At 69.7% G+C, this 15,570-nt stretch carries 16 protein-coding genes and 1 pseudogene; 11 read left to right on the top strand and 6 right to left on the bottom strand.

Translation table 11 applies throughout. The annotated features are described in order from the left end of the window. Nucleotides 1-400, bottom strand: a pseudogene (locus tag AA75_RS52225) (hypothetical protein); the annotation flags it as partial. A gap of 582 nt (nt 401-982) precedes the next feature. Between AA75_RS52225 and AA75_RS21660 the strand changes: the two are divergent. From AA75_RS21660 to AA75_RS21650, 3 genes are all read left to right on the top strand, one after another. Continuing rightward, nucleotides 983-1,729, top strand: coding sequence for a site-specific DNA-methyltransferase (locus AA75_RS21660; RefSeq protein ID WP_033821822.1), 747 nt, complete (start codon nt 983-985; stop codon nt 1,727-1,729). 154 nt (nt 1,730-1,883) lie between these two features. Then, entirely contained in the window at nt 1,884-2,591 is a 708-nt protein-coding gene (locus AA75_RS21655; protein WP_033821821.1) for a hypothetical protein, read from the top strand. A gap of 302 nt (nt 2,592-2,893) precedes the next feature. Further along, nucleotides 2,894-4,090, top strand: a complete 1,197-nt coding sequence (locus AA75_RS21650) for an IS110 family transposase (protein ID WP_033821820.1) — start codon at nt 2,894-2,896, stop codon at nt 4,088-4,090. A gap of 8 nt (nt 4,091-4,098) precedes the next feature. On the opposite strand, the gene AA75_RS21645 is transcribed toward AA75_RS21650, so the two are convergent. Beyond that, on the bottom strand, nt 4,099-5,025 hold the full coding sequence (locus AA75_RS21645) for a DUF5655 domain-containing protein (protein ID WP_033821829.1): 927 nt from the start codon (nt 5,023-5,025) through the stop codon (nt 4,099-4,101). Nucleotides 5,026-5,094: 69 nt separating this feature from the next. Between AA75_RS21645 and AA75_RS49590 the strand changes: the two genes are divergently transcribed. After that, complete coding sequence (locus tag AA75_RS49590) at nt 5,095-5,268, top strand: hypothetical protein (RefSeq protein ID WP_158515545.1); 174 nt, start codon at nt 5,095-5,097, stop codon at nt 5,266-5,268. A gap of 169 nt (nt 5,269-5,437) precedes the next feature. Here the strand turns inward: AA75_RS49590 and AA75_RS21640 are convergent, their stop codons facing one another. Both AA75_RS21640 and AA75_RS21635 read right to left on the bottom strand, forming a co-directional pair. Next, complete coding sequence (locus AA75_RS21640) at nt 5,438-5,950, bottom strand: hypothetical protein (protein WP_033821819.1); 513 nt, start codon at nt 5,948-5,950, stop codon at nt 5,438-5,440. Nucleotides 5,951-6,081: 131 nt separating this feature from the next. Continuing rightward, entirely contained in the window at nt 6,082-7,431 is a 1,350-nt protein-coding gene (locus tag AA75_RS21635) for a phosphotransferase (RefSeq protein WP_082526721.1), read from the bottom strand. 311 nt (nt 7,432-7,742) lie between these two features. On the opposite strand from AA75_RS21635, the gene AA75_RS45835 reads away from it, so the two are divergent. The 3 genes from AA75_RS45835 (at nt 7,743) to AA75_RS21625 (ending at nt 9,998) form a co-directional block, all read left to right on the top strand. After that, entirely contained in the window at nt 7,743-8,021 is a 279-nt protein-coding gene (locus AA75_RS45835; RefSeq protein ID WP_082526720.1) for a helix-turn-helix domain-containing protein, read from the top strand. Between the two features lie 174 nt (nt 8,022-8,195). Beyond that, entirely contained in the window at nt 8,196-9,449 is a 1,254-nt protein-coding gene (locus tag AA75_RS21630; RefSeq protein WP_199520379.1) for a site-specific integrase, read from the top strand. A 192-nt stretch (nt 9,450-9,641) separates the two neighbouring features. Next, nucleotides 9,642-9,998, top strand: coding sequence for a hypothetical protein (locus tag AA75_RS21625; protein WP_033821817.1), 357 nt, complete (start codon nt 9,642-9,644; stop codon nt 9,996-9,998). A gap of 53 nt (nt 9,999-10,051) precedes the next feature. Here AA75_RS21625 and AA75_RS21620 read toward each other — a convergent pair whose 3' ends face one another. Together AA75_RS21620 and AA75_RS21615 are read right to left on the bottom strand one after the other, a co-directional pair. Beyond that, the gene (locus tag AA75_RS21620) at nt 10,052-10,576 is read right to left on the bottom strand and encodes a hypothetical protein (protein WP_051812990.1); all 525 of its coding nucleotides are present in this window, start codon (nt 10,574-10,576) and stop codon (nt 10,052-10,054) included. A gap of 312 nt (nt 10,577-10,888) precedes the next feature. Further along, complete coding sequence (locus AA75_RS21615; protein WP_033821815.1) at nt 10,889-12,169, bottom strand: helix-turn-helix transcriptional regulator; 1,281 nt, start codon at nt 12,167-12,169, stop codon at nt 10,889-10,891. A 367-nt stretch (nt 12,170-12,536) separates the two neighbouring features. Here AA75_RS21615 and AA75_RS21610 point away from each other — a divergent pair, with 367 nt between their 5' ends. The 4 genes from AA75_RS21610 to AA75_RS21595 are packed head-to-tail and all read left to right on the top strand — an operon-like array spanning nt 12,537 to nt 15,559. Next, nucleotides 12,537-12,971: a helix-turn-helix domain-containing protein gene (locus tag AA75_RS21610; RefSeq protein ID WP_063794410.1), complete on the top strand. Its 435-nt coding sequence runs from the start codon at nt 12,537-12,539 to the stop codon at nt 12,969-12,971. Nucleotides 12,972-12,982: 11 nt separating this feature from the next. Next, the gene (locus AA75_RS21605; RefSeq protein WP_149038290.1) at nt 12,983-13,585 is read left to right on the top strand and encodes a hypothetical protein; all 603 of its coding nucleotides are present in this window, start codon (nt 12,983-12,985) and stop codon (nt 13,583-13,585) included. After that, nucleotides 13,578-14,840, top strand: a complete 1,263-nt coding sequence (locus tag AA75_RS21600; RefSeq protein WP_033821814.1) for an MAB_1171c family putative transporter — start codon at nt 13,578-13,580, stop codon at nt 14,838-14,840. The genes AA75_RS21605 and AA75_RS21600 overlap by 8 nt, the downstream gene beginning before the upstream one ends. Then, complete coding sequence (locus AA75_RS21595) at nt 14,837-15,559, top strand: oxygenase MpaB family protein (RefSeq protein ID WP_149038289.1); 723 nt, start codon at nt 14,837-14,839, stop codon at nt 15,557-15,559. The genes AA75_RS21600 and AA75_RS21595 overlap by 4 nt, the downstream gene beginning before the upstream one ends. Nucleotides 15,560-15,570: the final 11 nt, after the last annotated feature.

Below are 15,570 nucleotides of genomic sequence, written 5' to 3'. Positions count from 1 at the left end.
TGCCCCAGCCCTGCGAGGGCCGCTGCTGGAACAGGCCCAGGCTGTCGCGGTCCCCGTAGGTGAGGTCGCGCAGGCCGCTCTCCTGTAGAGCGGTCGCCAGTGCCACGATCTGCCCCCGGACCGGGATGTGCATCGCGACGCCGGTGGCCTGGATCGTCTTGGCGTTGGGCACCTGCTCGGCCGGATTGTCCAGCCTCAGCACGGCAACGGTGCTCTTGCCGCCACCGTCCAGAATCGCCTTCACCTGAGCGGCTACCGTCGAGGTATCCACAGCCTGTGCACCGTTGGAGCAGGACGTGGCTGCGGCGGCGGATCCGGCCGCCGCGACGAGGACCGGAATGGCCAGCATCAGCGGGCCGGCAGCAGCCAGGCCGACGACGGCTCCGGTGGTCTTCTTCATCGACGCCGCCAACAGTCAACGGCGTGAACGGCCTTGACCGGACGAAGGGTCAGGTACGGCGGCGGGTGTATCAGGGCATGCTGCATCGCAGCGGCTCCTCGCGAGTCGCAGGAAGCGCGGTGCCGGCTTCTCGTGCAAAGCCGCCGGCACCGCGCCGTTGTGAATCCGCCTCATGAAGGCGGGCCCGGGTCAGGGGAGTTGGTAGCTCCCGGACGCCGGTCTCGGGTCGTGCGCGGCAGCCAGCCGCGCTCGTAATCTCAGGCGGTGCACTGGGGTTCTCCTCGGATCGCGGACGGGGTTCGAATGCGCCGACAGGGCGCCGCAATTGGACGGCGCAACATGAATCAGCACAGGTCAGCAGGGGCGGAGCTAGGCTCCGCCTCGGTGACAGGCCAGACATTAGACGCGGATTCCGGCCGCACCAAGCGACCCCGGAACAGGCCCCGGAAACGGGCGGACGCCTCATTAGGTGCGGCCGGACATCGCGGCTAACCTCCGGCGCATCCCCACTCCGAGCGGCTGCCGCATCGGCGTCGCTCGGAGTGGGCCCAGTCCCGTCACGCCCTGAAAGAGGCCCCGCGCATGAGCTACACCCTGCACCGAGGCGACGCCCTCACCGTGCTGAAGACCCTGGCCGACGAGAGCGTCGATGCGGTGATCACCGACCCGCCGTACAACTCCGGCGGACGCACCAGCTCCGAGCGCACCGCCCGCGACGCCCGCGCCAAGTACGTGACCAGCGGCTCCGCGCACGACCTGCAGACCTTCCCCGGCGAGAACCGCGACCAGCGCTCGTACCGCGCGTGGCTGACCGCGCTGCTGACCGAGGGTTACCGAGCTTCGAAGGAGCACTCCGTCGCGATGGTCTTTTCCGACTGGAGGCAGGAGCCCACCACCTCGGATGCCCTCCAGATGGCCGGGTGGACCTGGTGCGGCACGATCCCGTGGATCAAGCCCGCCAGCCGCCCGCGCAAGGGCGGCTTCAAGCAGTCCGCCGAGTTCATCACCTGGGGCGTCAAGGGCAGCCTCAACAAGAACAGGGAGATCTACCTCCCCGGGCACTTCATCGCCTCGCAGCCGCGCAAGGACCGGGTCCACATCACCCAGAAGCCGGTGGAGATCATGCAGCAGCTCGTCCAGATCTGCCCCGAAGGCGGCACAGTCCTCGACCCGTTCACCGGCTCCGGCTCGACGGGCGTCGCCGCGCTCAAGGAGGGAAGGAAGTTCGTCGGAGTCGAACTCTCCAGCCACTATGCCGACGTCGCCGAACAGCGACTGCGCGCCGAGCTGACCCCGGACGACTTCGTCCTCGCCGGACCCGAGGCATGAGAACCGGACAAGCCGGGGCCAGCAGAGCGCAGACGCGAAAGGGCGGCTGCCGCATCGAGTTACCGTTGCGGTAGCCGCCTCCTTTTGTCGCAACGGCGAGCAGGTGGGACGCTGTCACCAGCATGTGTGATTGTGTGTCAGAACAGGGAGTTCCATGGCATCCGCCGTACTCGCGCCGAGCCTGCAGTCCACCGCCGATCGCTTTGCGCGGTCTCTGATCGTGCCCTCAAGGCTCATGAAGCTGCACCCTCGAAAGCAAGGGTCGCCTGGTGACGCTGCAGCCCTCGCCCCAGCGATCACCCTCGGAGTCCTGTCAGCCTTCGAGGGGTTCGTCGAGGACTTCTTCGCTACGGTGCTCTACCAGCAAGGCCAGAGCTTCGCGCAGATCGTCAAGAAGATGAACCTCACGAATCCGGACGTCGCGGAGTTCGGAACTCTGGTGGCCAATGAGTTCCCGACGCTGAAGAAGCAGATCGGCTCCGGCTTCTCGGTCGATGTCTGGAAGCCTCCAGCGCCAGGTAAGAGCTTCTGGGAGCAGACCGCCCTGGCATGGGCACAGGCCGAGACCGACGCCAAGGGCTGGATGCAGGTCCGACACTGCCTGTCCCACGGCCTCGCCACCGGCTGGCGAAGCGAGGTGTGGCCCGGCCCTGTCCGGAAGCTGGTGCCGCCGGCCTCCTCGGTTCTGCGCGCGATGGCCAACGGGAAGCACTCGCTCACCCTTCACGGAGCCATCTCGTGCGCCCGCATCTACGTTCAGAGCGCACAGCACCTGGCCGACCTGGTGGCGGGACATCAGAACGAGACCCTCTCGTGGAGCGCCATACCCGACTTCCCGCTGAACGCAGCCCCCACGAAGTAGGGCTGGCGTCGAGGAGCCCTGCGGCCAGCGGACTCGCGGAACAGTCGCGGTCCCCAGGATGGAGGTCAGGCCGCTCTACCTTCTGAGTCGGGTTGATCGAGCCATTCGTAAGGTTGGGTCGCCCAGGGGCGCTGGGTGTGGCTATCAGGCCGCTGCCAGCTCGTGGCATTCGACGCTTCGCCGCCCGGCGCCCCACGACGACTCGGCCGCCGATTAGGAAGTGCGAAAAAGTCGCTGAGTAGAGCAATGCCGGCGAGGTCGTCCGTGGTACGAACCGAACGAACACGCACGTCAGGAGCACGATGAGCCGGATCTGGGCGGGGATCGACAGCGGCAAGGGCCATCACCATGGCCTGGCCCTGGATGCCGACGGCAGGACCCTGCTTTCACGGCGGGTGGCCAACGATGAGCCGGAGCTGCTGCAACTGATCGGGGATGTCCTCGCCGTGGCCGGTGGTCGCCAGGTGACCTGGGCGATCGACATGACCGGCGGCGAGCCGGCGCTGCTGCTGAGCCTGCTGGTGGCCCACGGTCAGGAAGTCCTCTACATCCCCGGCCGACTGGTGAACCGGGCGTCCGACGGCTACCGCGGCGAGGGCAAGACGGATGCCCGCGACGCCTTCGTGATCGCCGACCAGGCCAGGATGCGTCGTGACCTGCAGCCGATCCGGCCCGGCGACGAGGCCGTGGTCGAGCTGAAGCTGCTGACCGGGCGCCGGGCAGACCTGGTCGAGGACCGCACCCGCGCGGTGAACCGGCTGCGGGGCACCCTGCTGGGCATGTTCCCTGCCCTTGAACGGGCACTGGAGCTGACCAATACCGGCCCGCTGATCCTGCTGACGGGTTACCAGACGCCAGCGGCGATCCGCCGCGTCGGCACCGCACGGCTGGCCAAGTGGCTGGCCAACCGAAAGGTCCGAAACGCGAGACCCCTGGCCGAAGCTGCCGTTGAGGCAGCGGAGCGGCAGTACACCTCCGTCCCTGGGGAGAAGGCCATTGCGAAACTGGTCCACACCCTGGCCGAGGGGGTGATGGCCCTGAACGAGCAGATCGCCGAGATGGACAAGCTCATCGAGGGCCGGTTTCGCGAGCACGAACTCGCCGAAATAGTCCAGAGCGTCCCCGGGATCGGTACTGTGCTCGGTGCCGAGTTCCTGGCAGGCATCGGCGGCAGCCTGGACAGCTTCGACTCCCCGGACGCCCTCGCGTCCTTCGCCGGCGTCGCCCCCGCGCCTCGCGACTCGGGCAAGGTCAGCGGCAACCTGCACCGACCGGTCGTCTACCACCGCAGGCTCCAGCGTGTCTTCTACACCTCGGCGCTGGTCAGCATCCGGTGCGACCCGAACTCGCGGAAGTTCTACGACCGCAAGCGCGCGGAGGGGAAGCGACACGTCCAGGCCGTGATGGCCCTTGCCCGCCGACGTGTCAACGTCCTATGGGCCCTGATCCGTGACCGACGGTGCTACCAGGTCACACCGCCAGTCACCGCCACCGCTTGACAACGACATTAGGAAGCGTCGAATGCTTGCTGGATCAGCGGCGCGGCCCGCTCCAGGTCGGCCGCCGATCGGATCCGCACCTCCAGGTCGCCCGTCCCCAGGTGGCCGATCCCCCGCACATCGCGCGTGAAGCCCTCCTCCAGCGTGACGCTCTCCGGGTCCACCCGCAGGTAGACCACGATCGTCTGGCTGGCAGGGCGGAACAGCACGCACGCCAGGTTCCTCATCCGCCGGAACGCGACGTAGTGGAGCTTCGCCTCCACCTCGACATCACCCGACCTGGTCAGAGCCCCGCACAGCTCCTCGTAGAGAGCCCGCAACGGCGCCGGCGGCTCAGCCGGGATCGCCTCCGCCGAGCTCGGCTCCTCCTCCGGACCTCCGCCACCGCGCTCGACCGCCGGCCGTGGCATTGCCGAAGCGGTGATGCCCGGGGCCGACTCGACCAGGAGCAGGCTCAGCAGGCCGCCTTCGAAGACCCGGTACCGGACCAGGTCGATGCGCTGACCCATGAGGTAGATCGCGGTCCGGTCGTGCCGGAAGAAGTCAGCGGCGATGCAGACCACCCGCGGGTTCCGCCAGTCGATGCTGTCGGCCGCCTCGGCTCCCAGTTTCTCCCGCACGAGAGCCTGGAACTCGTGGCGGCTGCTCTTGAGCCAGGACAGGTACGAGACCGCCTGCGTCACCACCCCGTGGTCGCTGCCCTTCTTGTACTCGATGATCACCGGGGTGCCGTTCTCGTCCAGCCCGAGCGAGTCGACCCGCCCACGGTGCCATGGGCCGGTCGGGTACTCCAAAGCCAGGAACCGGATGCCGAGCATGCGCTCCATCCCGGCCTCCACCCGACGCTGCAGCTCCACCTCCAGCGCCACTGTCGAGCCCTGCAGCTCCACGTCGTGGCGGTCCGCCCCGAGCCGAAACACCTTGAGATCGCTCACCCCGCCCCCTTCGCGCGATCGTACGAAGAGACCAATCGAAAACGGCACTCGTGTATTCCGCTTCGGGCTATGTTCGAGGAGGAAGCGCCAACTTGTATGGGAGGGAACGGGACGCAGGTAACGAACAGCGTCTCCGGTACGGTCAAGGTCGCAGGATTGCTGATTCAGGCCGGCAGCCCGACCAGTCTGGTGATCGACAACCGTGGCTGCGACGGGCGCCGACTGTGCTTCTCGGTCACCTGAGCAACACCGAAGACCACCACTCGGCTGCCCGGCTGCTGGCCGAGCGGCCGCTCACGGAGGGCGCCATCGGGGTGGGCTCCGCGGGCTGCTACTTCGGCGGCGGAGGGCGCTGGTTGCGGGGGAGCGCCTCCAGCGTAAGCCGGTTAGCGACCCCGCTGAAGAATCGAGGTCAAGCCTCCTGTGAGCCTTCGGGGCTGCCCTTGCTTTCGGCCATTACCTTGCCGCCGACAAAAGCCACGCCTAGGGCGAGTGCAGCAGCAGCGCTGACCGCCACAGTCTTGAGCGCTTTAGCCAAGAACTGCTTGTTCTCGCTGTCCTTCTGGTACGCCAGCCTTCCGGTTTCCTGGATTTGCTCGATGAGGAACTTCTTCTCGTCCCAGCTCAGGCCATCTCTTCCGAGTTCACTCGTGAGGGCTGCCCGGATCTCTTGGAGGGACCGATGGACGTAATCCTGGCTTTGCTTGTTGGCCGACAGCGTGGACTCGTGTGCTGTCTCCATCGCGGCCACAACGTCCTTGGCGAATTCCTTGAACGCGGGGAACTGCTCGACGATCTTTAGGGCCACCTCAGTGTCCATGTCAGGCATCATGGCCGCGAACCTGATCATCTTGTCCTTGGAGAGGTTCCTCCAGGACTCGATCCCAAGCACTTGCTTGATCTCAGCTTCATTCTTGTAGCCCATGCCGTGGTCCGTCCGCCGCCCCTGTCCTGCTTGCCCGGATCCTAACGGTGACCTCCGACAGTCAGCGGCTAAGCCCAGCAGCGAACTGCTGGCTGGAGCCTCCCCGAAATCGGTACGGCGCTCCGCGCCTCCTACCCGTAACCGTTCTCCGCGAGCCCGACCTTGACCTGCTCCATCAGATCGGTCAGCTGCTGTCGCACCGATGGCAGGCGCATCTGATGCCATGGCGTGGTGGCGCTTTGCCACAGAAGTTCCCAGCGATCCGCCCCGAACGCCTGGAGCTCAACCGCGAAGGAGGCGTAGCGGCTCTCGACCCTGGCCGCCAACACAACTCGGATCGCCTCGGCTGGGTCTTCCACCAGGGAGACGAATAGCAAGCTGTCTACGCCGACCGCCCCTGGCGGCCTCTCCGGCCAGGCATGTTCCCCAAGCAGCTGGGTCGCCTCATAGACCCTGGCCTCTACCGTCTTGGCATCCTCGCCGCCCGGAGCGAAGTACTCATCGGCGATCTCTTCGAGGGCGTTCTCCATCGTCCGCTCGGTCGCCTCTTGATCTCGCCGGTGCTCCCGAAGCATGTCCTGCAATTGGGAGAGGCGCACGATCTTCGACGGCTCCGTGGGCAAGACCGGTGATCCCTGCGCGAGGTCCTGCCAGATGCGCAGCTGCCTGGCGAACTCGGCCATGGCCAGTCGGTCAGTTGTCCCGATGCGTGTTGCCGCTTCCAGCACGTGCCGCAGGTCTGTGACTCGGGGGGTGTCTTGCCACTGCCGGAAGGAGTAGACCTCCTCATCAGCGCGTAGCGGGCCGCCTGGCGGATAGCCGCCTTCGCGCCGCGCCACCACGTAGAGGGTCTGCGCCAGCCCGTACACATCAGCGCTGGCGCCGATCTCGCCCGCGTCTGCTCCAGCGGTGTACATCTCCGGTGCGAGGAACCCCAGCGGGCCGACTTTCTCAACAGGCTGGGTCGGGCCGGGTTCTCCCCAGTATGCGATGCCGAAGTCGGCGAGTACAGGACCACCGTCGTGCCAGAACAGGTTGTCCGGCTTGATATCGCGATGGTAGACGCCCCGGCTCGCCAGACCAGCGAGGGTGTCAGCAAGCGCAATGAACGGGGCCACGACCTCCTGCAACGTCTCAGCCTTGTCGAGGACGCCCCGAAGACCTTCCGCGCGAGGCATGACGTACCACTGTGGCTCTTCGCCGTGATCAGGATCGATGTCCAGGACGGGCAGGACGCCAGGCGTCGGGCTCATCTCGTGCATCCGCAAGGCTTCGGCGTAGAACCGCTTCTTCCGCACCTCCCCGTTTGTGAGGAACTTCAGAACTGCCTCGGCCCCAGTACTTGTACTCCTCGCACGGCGAACGAAGGGCTTGTTGCTGCTTGCCGGAAGCAGGGGGCCAAGGTTCTCCCATCCGCGCACCGAGGAGCTGATCACGCCGAGACGCTGGTCCCGGCCGCGTCTTCCCTGGTTCTTCCGCATCGTCCCAGCCTAGAGAGCACAGCCCTGAAAGCACAGCGAATCTCCATCCTCGGCCAAGTGGGCGAGCCCTCCGAGACGCGCTCCCTTCCGGCCAAGCCCTTCTCGTCGCCTCAGAAGTCCATGCGTGCCTTGATCTCGAACCGTCCTGCTGTCCTGGGACGGCGACTTCTATCACTAGATGACGGCCTGACCAAACCGGCGATCGTCCGGATCCTGGTCGTCCGCCGGCAGGGTTCTACAGGTACGCCCACACGGTCGGCGGGAGACCAACCCCCCGCCGTTGTGGCGGCGCCCTCGCCAGGAGGCTCGTGATGCGCCATCAGACCCAGCCCGCCGTCGAGACAGCGTTCTTGAACGTGCAGAACGCAGCGACGTACCTCGGCATCTCGATGAACACCCTCTACATCTGGCGTCATCGAAGGCAGGGCCCGCCCAGCTTCCGGATGGGCCCGGGGGGTCGGGTCATGTACCGCCGAGACCTGCTCGATGCATGGCTGACGGAGCAGCAAGAAGCCGATTCGCGTTCGAACCCGGATCTCAACCCGCTGAACAAGCCGTCACGGTCGCGCTCTCCGCGCCGAGCAGCTTGACGATGACGGCCTCCGAGGGCTGTCGGCTGGGGAAGCGCTCGGGCCCGTAGGAACAAGTGGTTGAAGAAGTCGTCTGCATGCGGAATTTCGTGCACGCGGAAGTCGTCTGTGTGGTGCGCGCGGCGCGGAGGCGCGCCGGGGCGCGGCAGCAAAGCGGAACAGAGGAGGTCTCGAGTGGCGGGGTATATAGAAGACAGGTGGCTGAAGAAGCGACCCAACAAGGAGACGGGCAAGCGTGAGCGAACGGACCTGTGGGGGAAGTGCACCCGCTACCGGGTCAAGGGCATACCGGGGGTCCGCGACCGCTCGTTCGACACCGCAGCAGACGCCAAGAGCTGGCTGGCCGACACTCAAACGGACGTCAAGCGAGGCGATTTCGTCGACACGCGAGACGGCCAGATCACTATGCGCGACTACGTCGAAAAGCACTGGTGGCCGTCCCAGGTGCACCCAGCGCAGACGCTGGAGAGCATGCGCTACCGGATCTGGGGTCAGATCATCCCCCAACTCGGCGAGACCGCCCTGCGGGACATCGGAGTTCCGGAGCTTCGGAAGTGGTCCGCTGACGTCCAGCGCGAGGTTGGCCAGGGCACGGCGTATCTCGCATGGGTGTACCTGAAGGCGATCATGCAGGCCGCGGTGGAGGACAAGCGCCTCTTCCGCAACCCCTGCAAGGGGAACAGCACGATCAAGCCGCCGAAGAGGCCCGAGAGGAAGGCGCGCTCATGGTCACGAGACCGAGTGGGCGCCGTACGCGAGGAGCTGCCCGGGCGATACCAGGTCGCGCTCGATCTAGGCCTCGGTTGCGGGCTCCGGCAAGGGGAGGTGTTCGCGTTCAGTCCGGGTGACGTCCGCGGGGACTCCGTCCATGTCGAGCGCCAGATTCTGCGATACAAGTCGCAGCTGTACTTCGGCCCACCGAAAGGCCGTAAAGAGCGTGACGTCCCCCTGACCGATGGCCTGGCGAAGAAGCTGCTGTCGCACCAGGAGAGGTTCGCGCCGGTGGAGGTCACGCTGCCCTGGCTCGACCCGGAAGAGCCGGACCTGCCACGAGAGGAGCGCCGCACGGTCACTGTGCCGCTGCTCGTCAGCACGACACACCGTGGCGCCATCAACCGGACCACCTGGAACACGAAGACCTGGAAGCCGGCACTCGCTGCAGCTGGAGTTATCCCGCCGCTGCCCGAGGCGAAGAAGGGCGAGAAGGCGACCCGCGTCTGGGAGCCGAGCCGGGAGCACGGATTCCATGTCCTGCGCCATAGCTATGCCTCGGTGATGCTCGAAGCGGGCGAGTCGATCGTCTCCCTTGCCACCTGGCTGGGGCACTCGGACCCGGCGTTCACCCTCCGGACCTACACTCACTTCATGCCGGAGGCCGGCGCGCGCGGCCTTGCGGCCATCGAGACGTGGTTCGCTGATCTCGGCTGAAAGTCCCTGAGAAGTCCCTAGCGGACTCTCAGCCGCCTCCCGATCATGCAAAGCCGCAGGTCAGGGCATGATCACTGCCAAAGATAGCGTTTACCCGGCGTACAGGCCTGCTCGTCCGCCGCCTGACTGAAGTAAGGCCCCCTGATCTGCATCCTCAGGTCAGAGGGCCTTTTCTGCCAGGCCCTTCTCGGCATGCTCCACGTCGAACCAGACCTTGCCGGATCCCCGCCGGGGCAGACCCCGATCGGTGACCGGCGGCGCAAGCACCTCCTCCGGAAGATCATCAGCCGCACCGGCATGCCGCCGCAGGTCGCCCGCCCGCCGCTCGCGGAGAACTTCCAGCAGGTCATCACCATCGCCATGCGCCAGCACGGAGTGCCACGCATCCGTCAGATCCTGGTGGCGGGCTCGCCGCTCATCGAGGCCGGCTTGCTGGCCCCCGAGGGCCTGGCGGCTGTCGCCGCCCGCCTGGAAACCCAATCCCCGGCCACGGGGGATCACGAGGTTGTGTTTGCGCTCCTGGCCGACTCCGCGCTCACCTGTCGCTGAAAGCGCGGAGTGCCCGCATCGGACTGTCAGCTGCGGGCACTCCTGGCTTGTCGCTACAGCCTGTACCCGGTCATCAGGTCGGCCAGCTCCGGCATGGGCCGGGCTTCCCGCTGGAGGAAGTACACCTTCGCCCCGCGGCGGTCCGCGACTCGCAGCGGCTCCCAACCCTGGGCCTCCTGGTAGTACCGCGAGAGTCGTTCCTGACCGGTCCCACGCCGTACCCACGTCAGCCCCTGGCCGGCAGCCCGGTTCAGGGACCACCAGGCGATCAGGCGGCCGAGCCGGTGGGCGTTCGGCACGGTGAAGGTGGTCGCAAGGAAGAGGGACGGTTCGGCCCGTTCCTCGTCGGTGAACGCCCACTCGGGTAGGGCTTCGTTGCCGTAGTGCGAGGTGCAGCCGACGACGCCGCCGGTCTCGTGCTCCAGCACCCAGACCGGGAAGGCGGGGTTCCCGGCCTGGGAGCCGTACTCATCGGCCATGTCGGCGCACTGGCCCAGTCCTCGCGCGGACAGCCACGCGGACCGAGCCCGGACCATCTCGGCGATCGGGCCGGCGTCAGCAGCCGTTGCCTCACGCATCTGATACACCAGGGCTCTCCCTTCGGCACACCCGGTGCAGAGCCTACGGGCGCGAGCGTTCGCTCATCACTTCCGGCGCCCTCGGGGTAGTCGTGGCCGTCGACGAACGGGACACCGTCGTGGTGGGTGGCCATCGGTCCCGCGTCATGCTCGGTGCCCCTGTGTGCGGACCACTTCCTCGCACCGCGGGCCTCGCCGATCTCCTCGGACGTCCGGTCCAGGCCGCACGGCCGACGCGGTACCCAGAACCCGCTGCCGCGTTTGCAGGAGGCGAGACGGCCGGCTGCGCCGTGTGCGGTCGCAGCGGCGTGTTCAGAGGTCCAGGCCCAGGCGGCGGGCGGCTTCCGCTACCGGGCCGCCGGTGCGGCCGCGGGGTGCCGCCGCGGCCACGGTCTCCCGTGCCAGTGGGTGGCAGCGGACGGTCTGCGGTGAGATCCGGTCCGCGGCGAGCAGTTCGCGCATCGCCCCTTCGTCGTCCCCCGCCCTGGCGCGGGCGCGGGCCCGGTCGATGCCGTGGCGGGCCCGGCGTTCCCTGGGAAGCCGGCTCAGGTCGACCCCGGCGATCCGGTCCAGTGCCTCCAGGTCCTCGCCGAGTTCGAGGGCGGCGTGGACCAGGTGGATCGCGTGGTTCCCGGCCGAGAACTCGGTCTGGTGGCCGGTGTGTTCGGTGTCCGGTCCGCCGATGCGCTCCAGTGCTGCGCGGGCGTCGGCGAGGTGCCCGGCCGACTCCGGCTGGCGTCCGCGCTGGGCCTCCAGTACGGCGGCCACCAGGTGCAGGGTGCCCCAGATGCTCCAGGCGCCGGACCCGGCCCACATTCGGGACCCGGCCCGGGCGTCGGCGCCCGCGGAGGCCTCGCCGAGCAGCCCGTCCGTCCGGTCCAGGGCGTCGGCGATCAGGGCCCGGGCCTGCGGCCCGAAGCCCGCCGCCAGGCAGACCTCGGCCTGCAGCCACTGGGCGGCGAGGACGAGCAGCGGGTCCCCGGCGGCGGCCGCCGCCTCGCGGGCCTGCCCGGCTGCGAGGGCGGCCAGATCGGTGTGGCCGAGTTTCTTGGCCAGCACGGCCGCGTTGTGCCGTGCCTCGGTGAGCAGCCGGTACGCGACGTCCCGCTCGACGCCGTCCAGCAGGGCCGCGGCGCCGCCGAGTTCGGTGAGCAGCGCGGGCAGCCGGTCCCCGAGTTCGCCGTAGCGCGCGTCGCGCCGCAGCCGGTCGGTCTCGTCCACCCGCCGGCGCAGCTCGTCCACCGACGGCGGGGCCGCGGAGGCCGGGGCAAGGGGCTCGGCGTGGGGCCCGGCGTGGGGCCCGAATTGGGGCCCGTACAGGGCGTGCCGCAGGGCCGGGAGGGTCCGGTACGCGGCCAGGAGGTGGGGGTCGCCGCCCGGCCGGGGCCGGCCGAGCAGGTCGGCGAGGTCGGCGTGGAGCGCTTCGGCAAGGGCCTGGATCATGGTGTAGCGGTCGAGCCGGCGGTTGCCGAGTTCGACCGACCGCAGCCACTGGGCGCTGCGGCCGACCTGTTCGGCGAGCTGTTCCCGGGTGAGGCCGGCCGCCTCCCGGTGGGCCTTCACCCGCTGTCCGATGGTCGGCCGGGCCTCCACGGGGCACCTCCGCGGTCGTGTGGTGCCCCCATCTTCGGGCCTGCCCGCCGGCCGGCCGCGGACCGGCCGCCTGCCGCGCGGGTCGTGGGGTCGGGCGCCGTTGCCCACCCCCGTGGGGCAGCGGCGCCCGGGGCGCGGGGTCGAGCTGCGCCCGGGGCAGGCCTGGGCACAGGAGATGCCTGGGCCCTCGGTGTTGATCCTGCCCGTGGCGTGAAGGGGTGTCAACTATCGTTGATTGCCGAGCCGGGAATCAGGGCCGTCGCGCCGGGAGATTCACAGGTTCATCCCGAATTGTCCCCAACGATCGTGCAGTCCGACACCGGAGCCGGATTCTGGCGAACCGTCAGGACGTTCTATGATCCGCCCCATGTCCACGGATTCTCCACCCACTCGAACGCCGGAACCACCGGATTTCGCGGCCCGCCTCCGGCGGCTGATCGCGGTGATCTACCCCAAGGATCTGGGCCGCTCCTGGCGTGACTCGGAGATAGCCGAGGGGACCGGCCTGAGCGGCACCTACATCGGCAACCTCCGCAAGGGCACCCAGAAGCCGAGCCTGGAGAACGCGGTGAAGATCGCCAGATTCTTCGGCGTACCGCTGGACTACTTCAGCGACTCCGCCACCGCCCAGGCGGTCGAGGCCGACCTGCGCAAGATCGAGGCACTGCGCGACTCCCGGGTCGAGCGGATCGCGATGCGGGCCGCCGGGCTTCCGCCCGAGATGCAGGACGCCGCCCTCACCGTCGTGGAGCAGCTCCGCAGGGCGGTCGGCCTCACCGACGACGGCAACCCCGCGGCGTGAGCGATCAGCCCGTGAGCGACCGACCCGTGGGCGACCACGACGTGGGCGACCACCAGGAGATGCCGCTGGGCCGCTGGCGGCGGCCCGCGGGGGAGGAGGGGGAGCAGGTGCGAGGTGTAGGGCGTACCCGGCGCCGGATGCGGTCCGTGGCGCGGCAGTTGGAGCTGCCACCGCTGAGCACGGTGGAGGAGCTGTGCGCGGCGGTCGCCGACCGCTGCGGGCGCCCCGTGCGGCTGGAGCCGCGACGGATGCGGGTGGGCGAGCCGTCCGGGTTCGTCGAGCGCCGGGCGGACGCGGACGTGATCCACTTCGAGCAGGAGACCTCCGGGCTGCACCAGGCGCACATCATCTGCCACGAACTGGCCCACCTGCTCTGCGGCCACCTCGCCGAGGTCCCGCCGCCGGAGGCCGACCCGGCCCGGGTGGAGCTGCCCACCATCGACCCGGACGTCCTGCGACTGGTCCTCGGCCGCTCGCACTACGACGACGCCGCCGAGGAGGAGGCCGAGGTGCTCGGCGCCGAACTGCTGCGGATCCTGGTGCTGGCCCCCGGCGCCGGGACCACCTCCCAGCTGGCACCCGCGCTGGAGCACCGCAAGGGCCAGCATGTCTGAGCTGCCGTTCGACCTCGGCTACCTGACGATCGGCTCGCTGGCCTGGCTGGTGGCGGCCCTCAAGTTCCGGGCCTGGCGCCGGGAACCGTCCCGCGGACTGCTGGTGGTGGCGCTGGCCGTCGCCTCACCCGCCACCTCGTTCCTGCTGGCCTCCCCGTTGCTGTACCGCGCCGTCGACCGGCTCACCGGCGTCGGCAACCTCGCCACCCTGCTGGTCTACCTCGGCATCGCCGGCTTCTCCGCCGCCGCCGTCGTGCTGGCCCTGATCTGGATGCCGCCCGCCCGCCGGGCCGGCGCCGTGGTGTGGGCGGCGGCCTCTCCGCCGACCTGGCGCCGGGCCCGCCGCCGGCTCGCCGCCTTCGCCGTGCTCGGCCCGCTGATGGCGGCGCTGTTCGCACTCGGCGGCCCGTACCGGCCGGAGACCCCGCTCACCTTCGACACCGACTTCGCCGCCACCCCGGCGACCGCCCTGTTCCTGTCGCTGTACCAGGGGCTGTTCGCGTTCGCGCTGATCGACATCGGCCGGGTCTGCCTCGGCCACGCCGCCCGGCTGCCGGCCGGGTCGCTGCGGCGCGGCATCCGGCGGATCGCCCACGGCTCCTTCACCGCCTGCGGCTACGTGCTGTGCAAGCTGCTCGCGATCGGCGCGGCCTGCGCGGGCGCGCGGGACCTGGACTGGCTGAGCACCGGCCTCGGCCCGGTCTTCGCCGCGGCCGGCGCCGTCCTGATCACCGCCGGGTTCGCCGGACCGGCCGGCGCGGCCTGGCTGCGCCGCCGCCGCGACTACCGTGCGCTGCGCCCGCTGTGGGACCTGGTCTACCGCGCGGACCGCAGGCTGGCGCTGGAGGCGCCGGCCTCGCCGCGGACCGAGCGGCTGGCCCTGCGCGACCTGGAGTGGCGGACCGCCCGGCGCGGACTGGAGATCCGGGACGGGCAGCTGACGCTGCGTCCGTGGGTGGACCCGCAGGCGGTGGCCGCGGCCGGCCGGGTCGCCGAGCGGGCCGGGCTGGACGAGGCGCAGCGGGCCGCGCTGGTCGTCGCGGCCGCGCTGCGGTCGGCCGTCACCGCGCTGGCGGCCGGTGCGCCGCCCCGGCCGCGCGAGGAGCAGCCGGTGCTGCCCGGCCTGGACGCGGAGCCGGCCGAGGAGCGGGCGCACCTGGTCCGGGTCGCGCGGCTGCTGGACGGTCGGCTCACCGCCGAGGCGCTGGCGGAGGGCGTGGACGGCGTGGACGACGTGGCCGGGGTGACCGGGTGAGCGGGATGTCGGCGAGCGGGATGCCGGCCGCCGACCCGTTCGCCCGGCTGGTGCTGGAGACCATGCCGCAGGAGTCCCGGGTGGGTCTGACCCTCGGGTTCGTCCGGACCTTCGCGGTGCCGGAGATCGCCGAGGTGCTGTACGGCACCGGGCGGATGACCGGCGCGCCCAAGGACCGGGCCAAGGCGACCGGTGCGGCGATGTTCGCGCTGATCGGCCACGGGACCGGTAGCCCGGAGGGCCGGCGGATCGTCGAAGACCTCCGCCGGGTCCATCAACGCCCGGGAATCACACCCGAGTTGATGCGGTACGTGCTGGCCTGCTTCACGGTCTGCCCGCTGCGGTTCGTCGAGGAGCACGGACCGCGGCCGGTCACCGGCGCGGAGCGCGACGCGGCCTACCGCTTCCACCTGGACGTGGCGGGGGCGCTCGGCCTGCCGGAGCTCACGGTCGACGGACTGCCGGGCCTGGAGCACTGGATGGCCCGGTTCGAACGGGACCGCTTCGCCCCCGGCGCGCCGGCCCGCGCCCTGTGGCGGGCGAGCGGCGGACTGCTCGCGGCCCGGCTGCCGCGCCCGCTGGCCCGGCTCGCCCCGCTGGTGGCGGCCTGCCTGCTGGACCAGCCGTTGCGGGCGGCCCTCGGCGTACGGCGTCCGCCCGCGCCGCTGAGGTTCCTGGTCGCCCGGGCGCTGCGAGCCCGCGCCCGGCGGGGGCACTGACCGGCGGGGGG

The organism is Kitasatospora sp. MBT63, assembly GCF_000710465.2.
In the GTDB taxonomy this organism is placed as follows: Bacteria; Actinomycetota; Actinomycetes; order Streptomycetales; family Streptomycetaceae; genus Kitasatospora.
Note: the sequence above shows the minus strand (reverse complement) of the source record. Positions and strands in the feature narration are given on the sequence as shown.

Coding starts and splice junctions, on each gene's coding strand:
- AA75_RS21660 (WP_033821822.1), top strand. CDS start 983: ATGAGCTACACCCTGCACCGAGGCGACGCCCTCACCGTGCTGAAGACC.
- AA75_RS21655 (WP_033821821.1), top strand. CDS start 1,884: ATGGCATCCGCCGTACTCGCGCCGAGCCTGCAGTCCACCGCCGATCGC.
- AA75_RS21650 (WP_033821820.1), top strand. CDS start 2,894: ATGAGCCGGATCTGGGCGGGGATCGACAGCGGCAAGGGCCATCACCAT.
- AA75_RS49590 (WP_158515545.1), top strand. CDS start 5,095: ATGTTCGAGGAGGAAGCGCCAACTTGTATGGGAGGGAACGGGACGCAG.
- AA75_RS21640 (WP_033821819.1), bottom strand. CDS start 5,950: ATGGGCTACAAGAATGAAGCTGAGATCAAGCAAGTGCTTGGGATCGAG.
- AA75_RS21635 (WP_082526721.1), bottom strand. CDS start 7,431: ATGCGGAAGAACCAGGGAAGACGCGGCCGGGACCAGCGTCTCGGCGTG.
- AA75_RS45835 (WP_082526720.1), top strand. CDS start 7,743: ATGCGCCATCAGACCCAGCCCGCCGTCGAGACAGCGTTCTTGAACGTG.
- AA75_RS21625 (WP_033821817.1), top strand. CDS start 9,642: ATGCTCCACGTCGAACCAGACCTTGCCGGATCCCCGCCGGGGCAGACC.
- AA75_RS21620 (WP_051812990.1), bottom strand. CDS start 10,576: ATGCGTGAGGCAACGGCTGCTGACGCCGGCCCGATCGCCGAGATGGTC.
- AA75_RS21610 (WP_063794410.1), top strand. CDS start 12,537: ATGTCCACGGATTCTCCACCCACTCGAACGCCGGAACCACCGGATTTC.
- AA75_RS21600 (WP_033821814.1), top strand. CDS start 13,578: ATGTCTGAGCTGCCGTTCGACCTCGGCTACCTGACGATCGGCTCGCTG.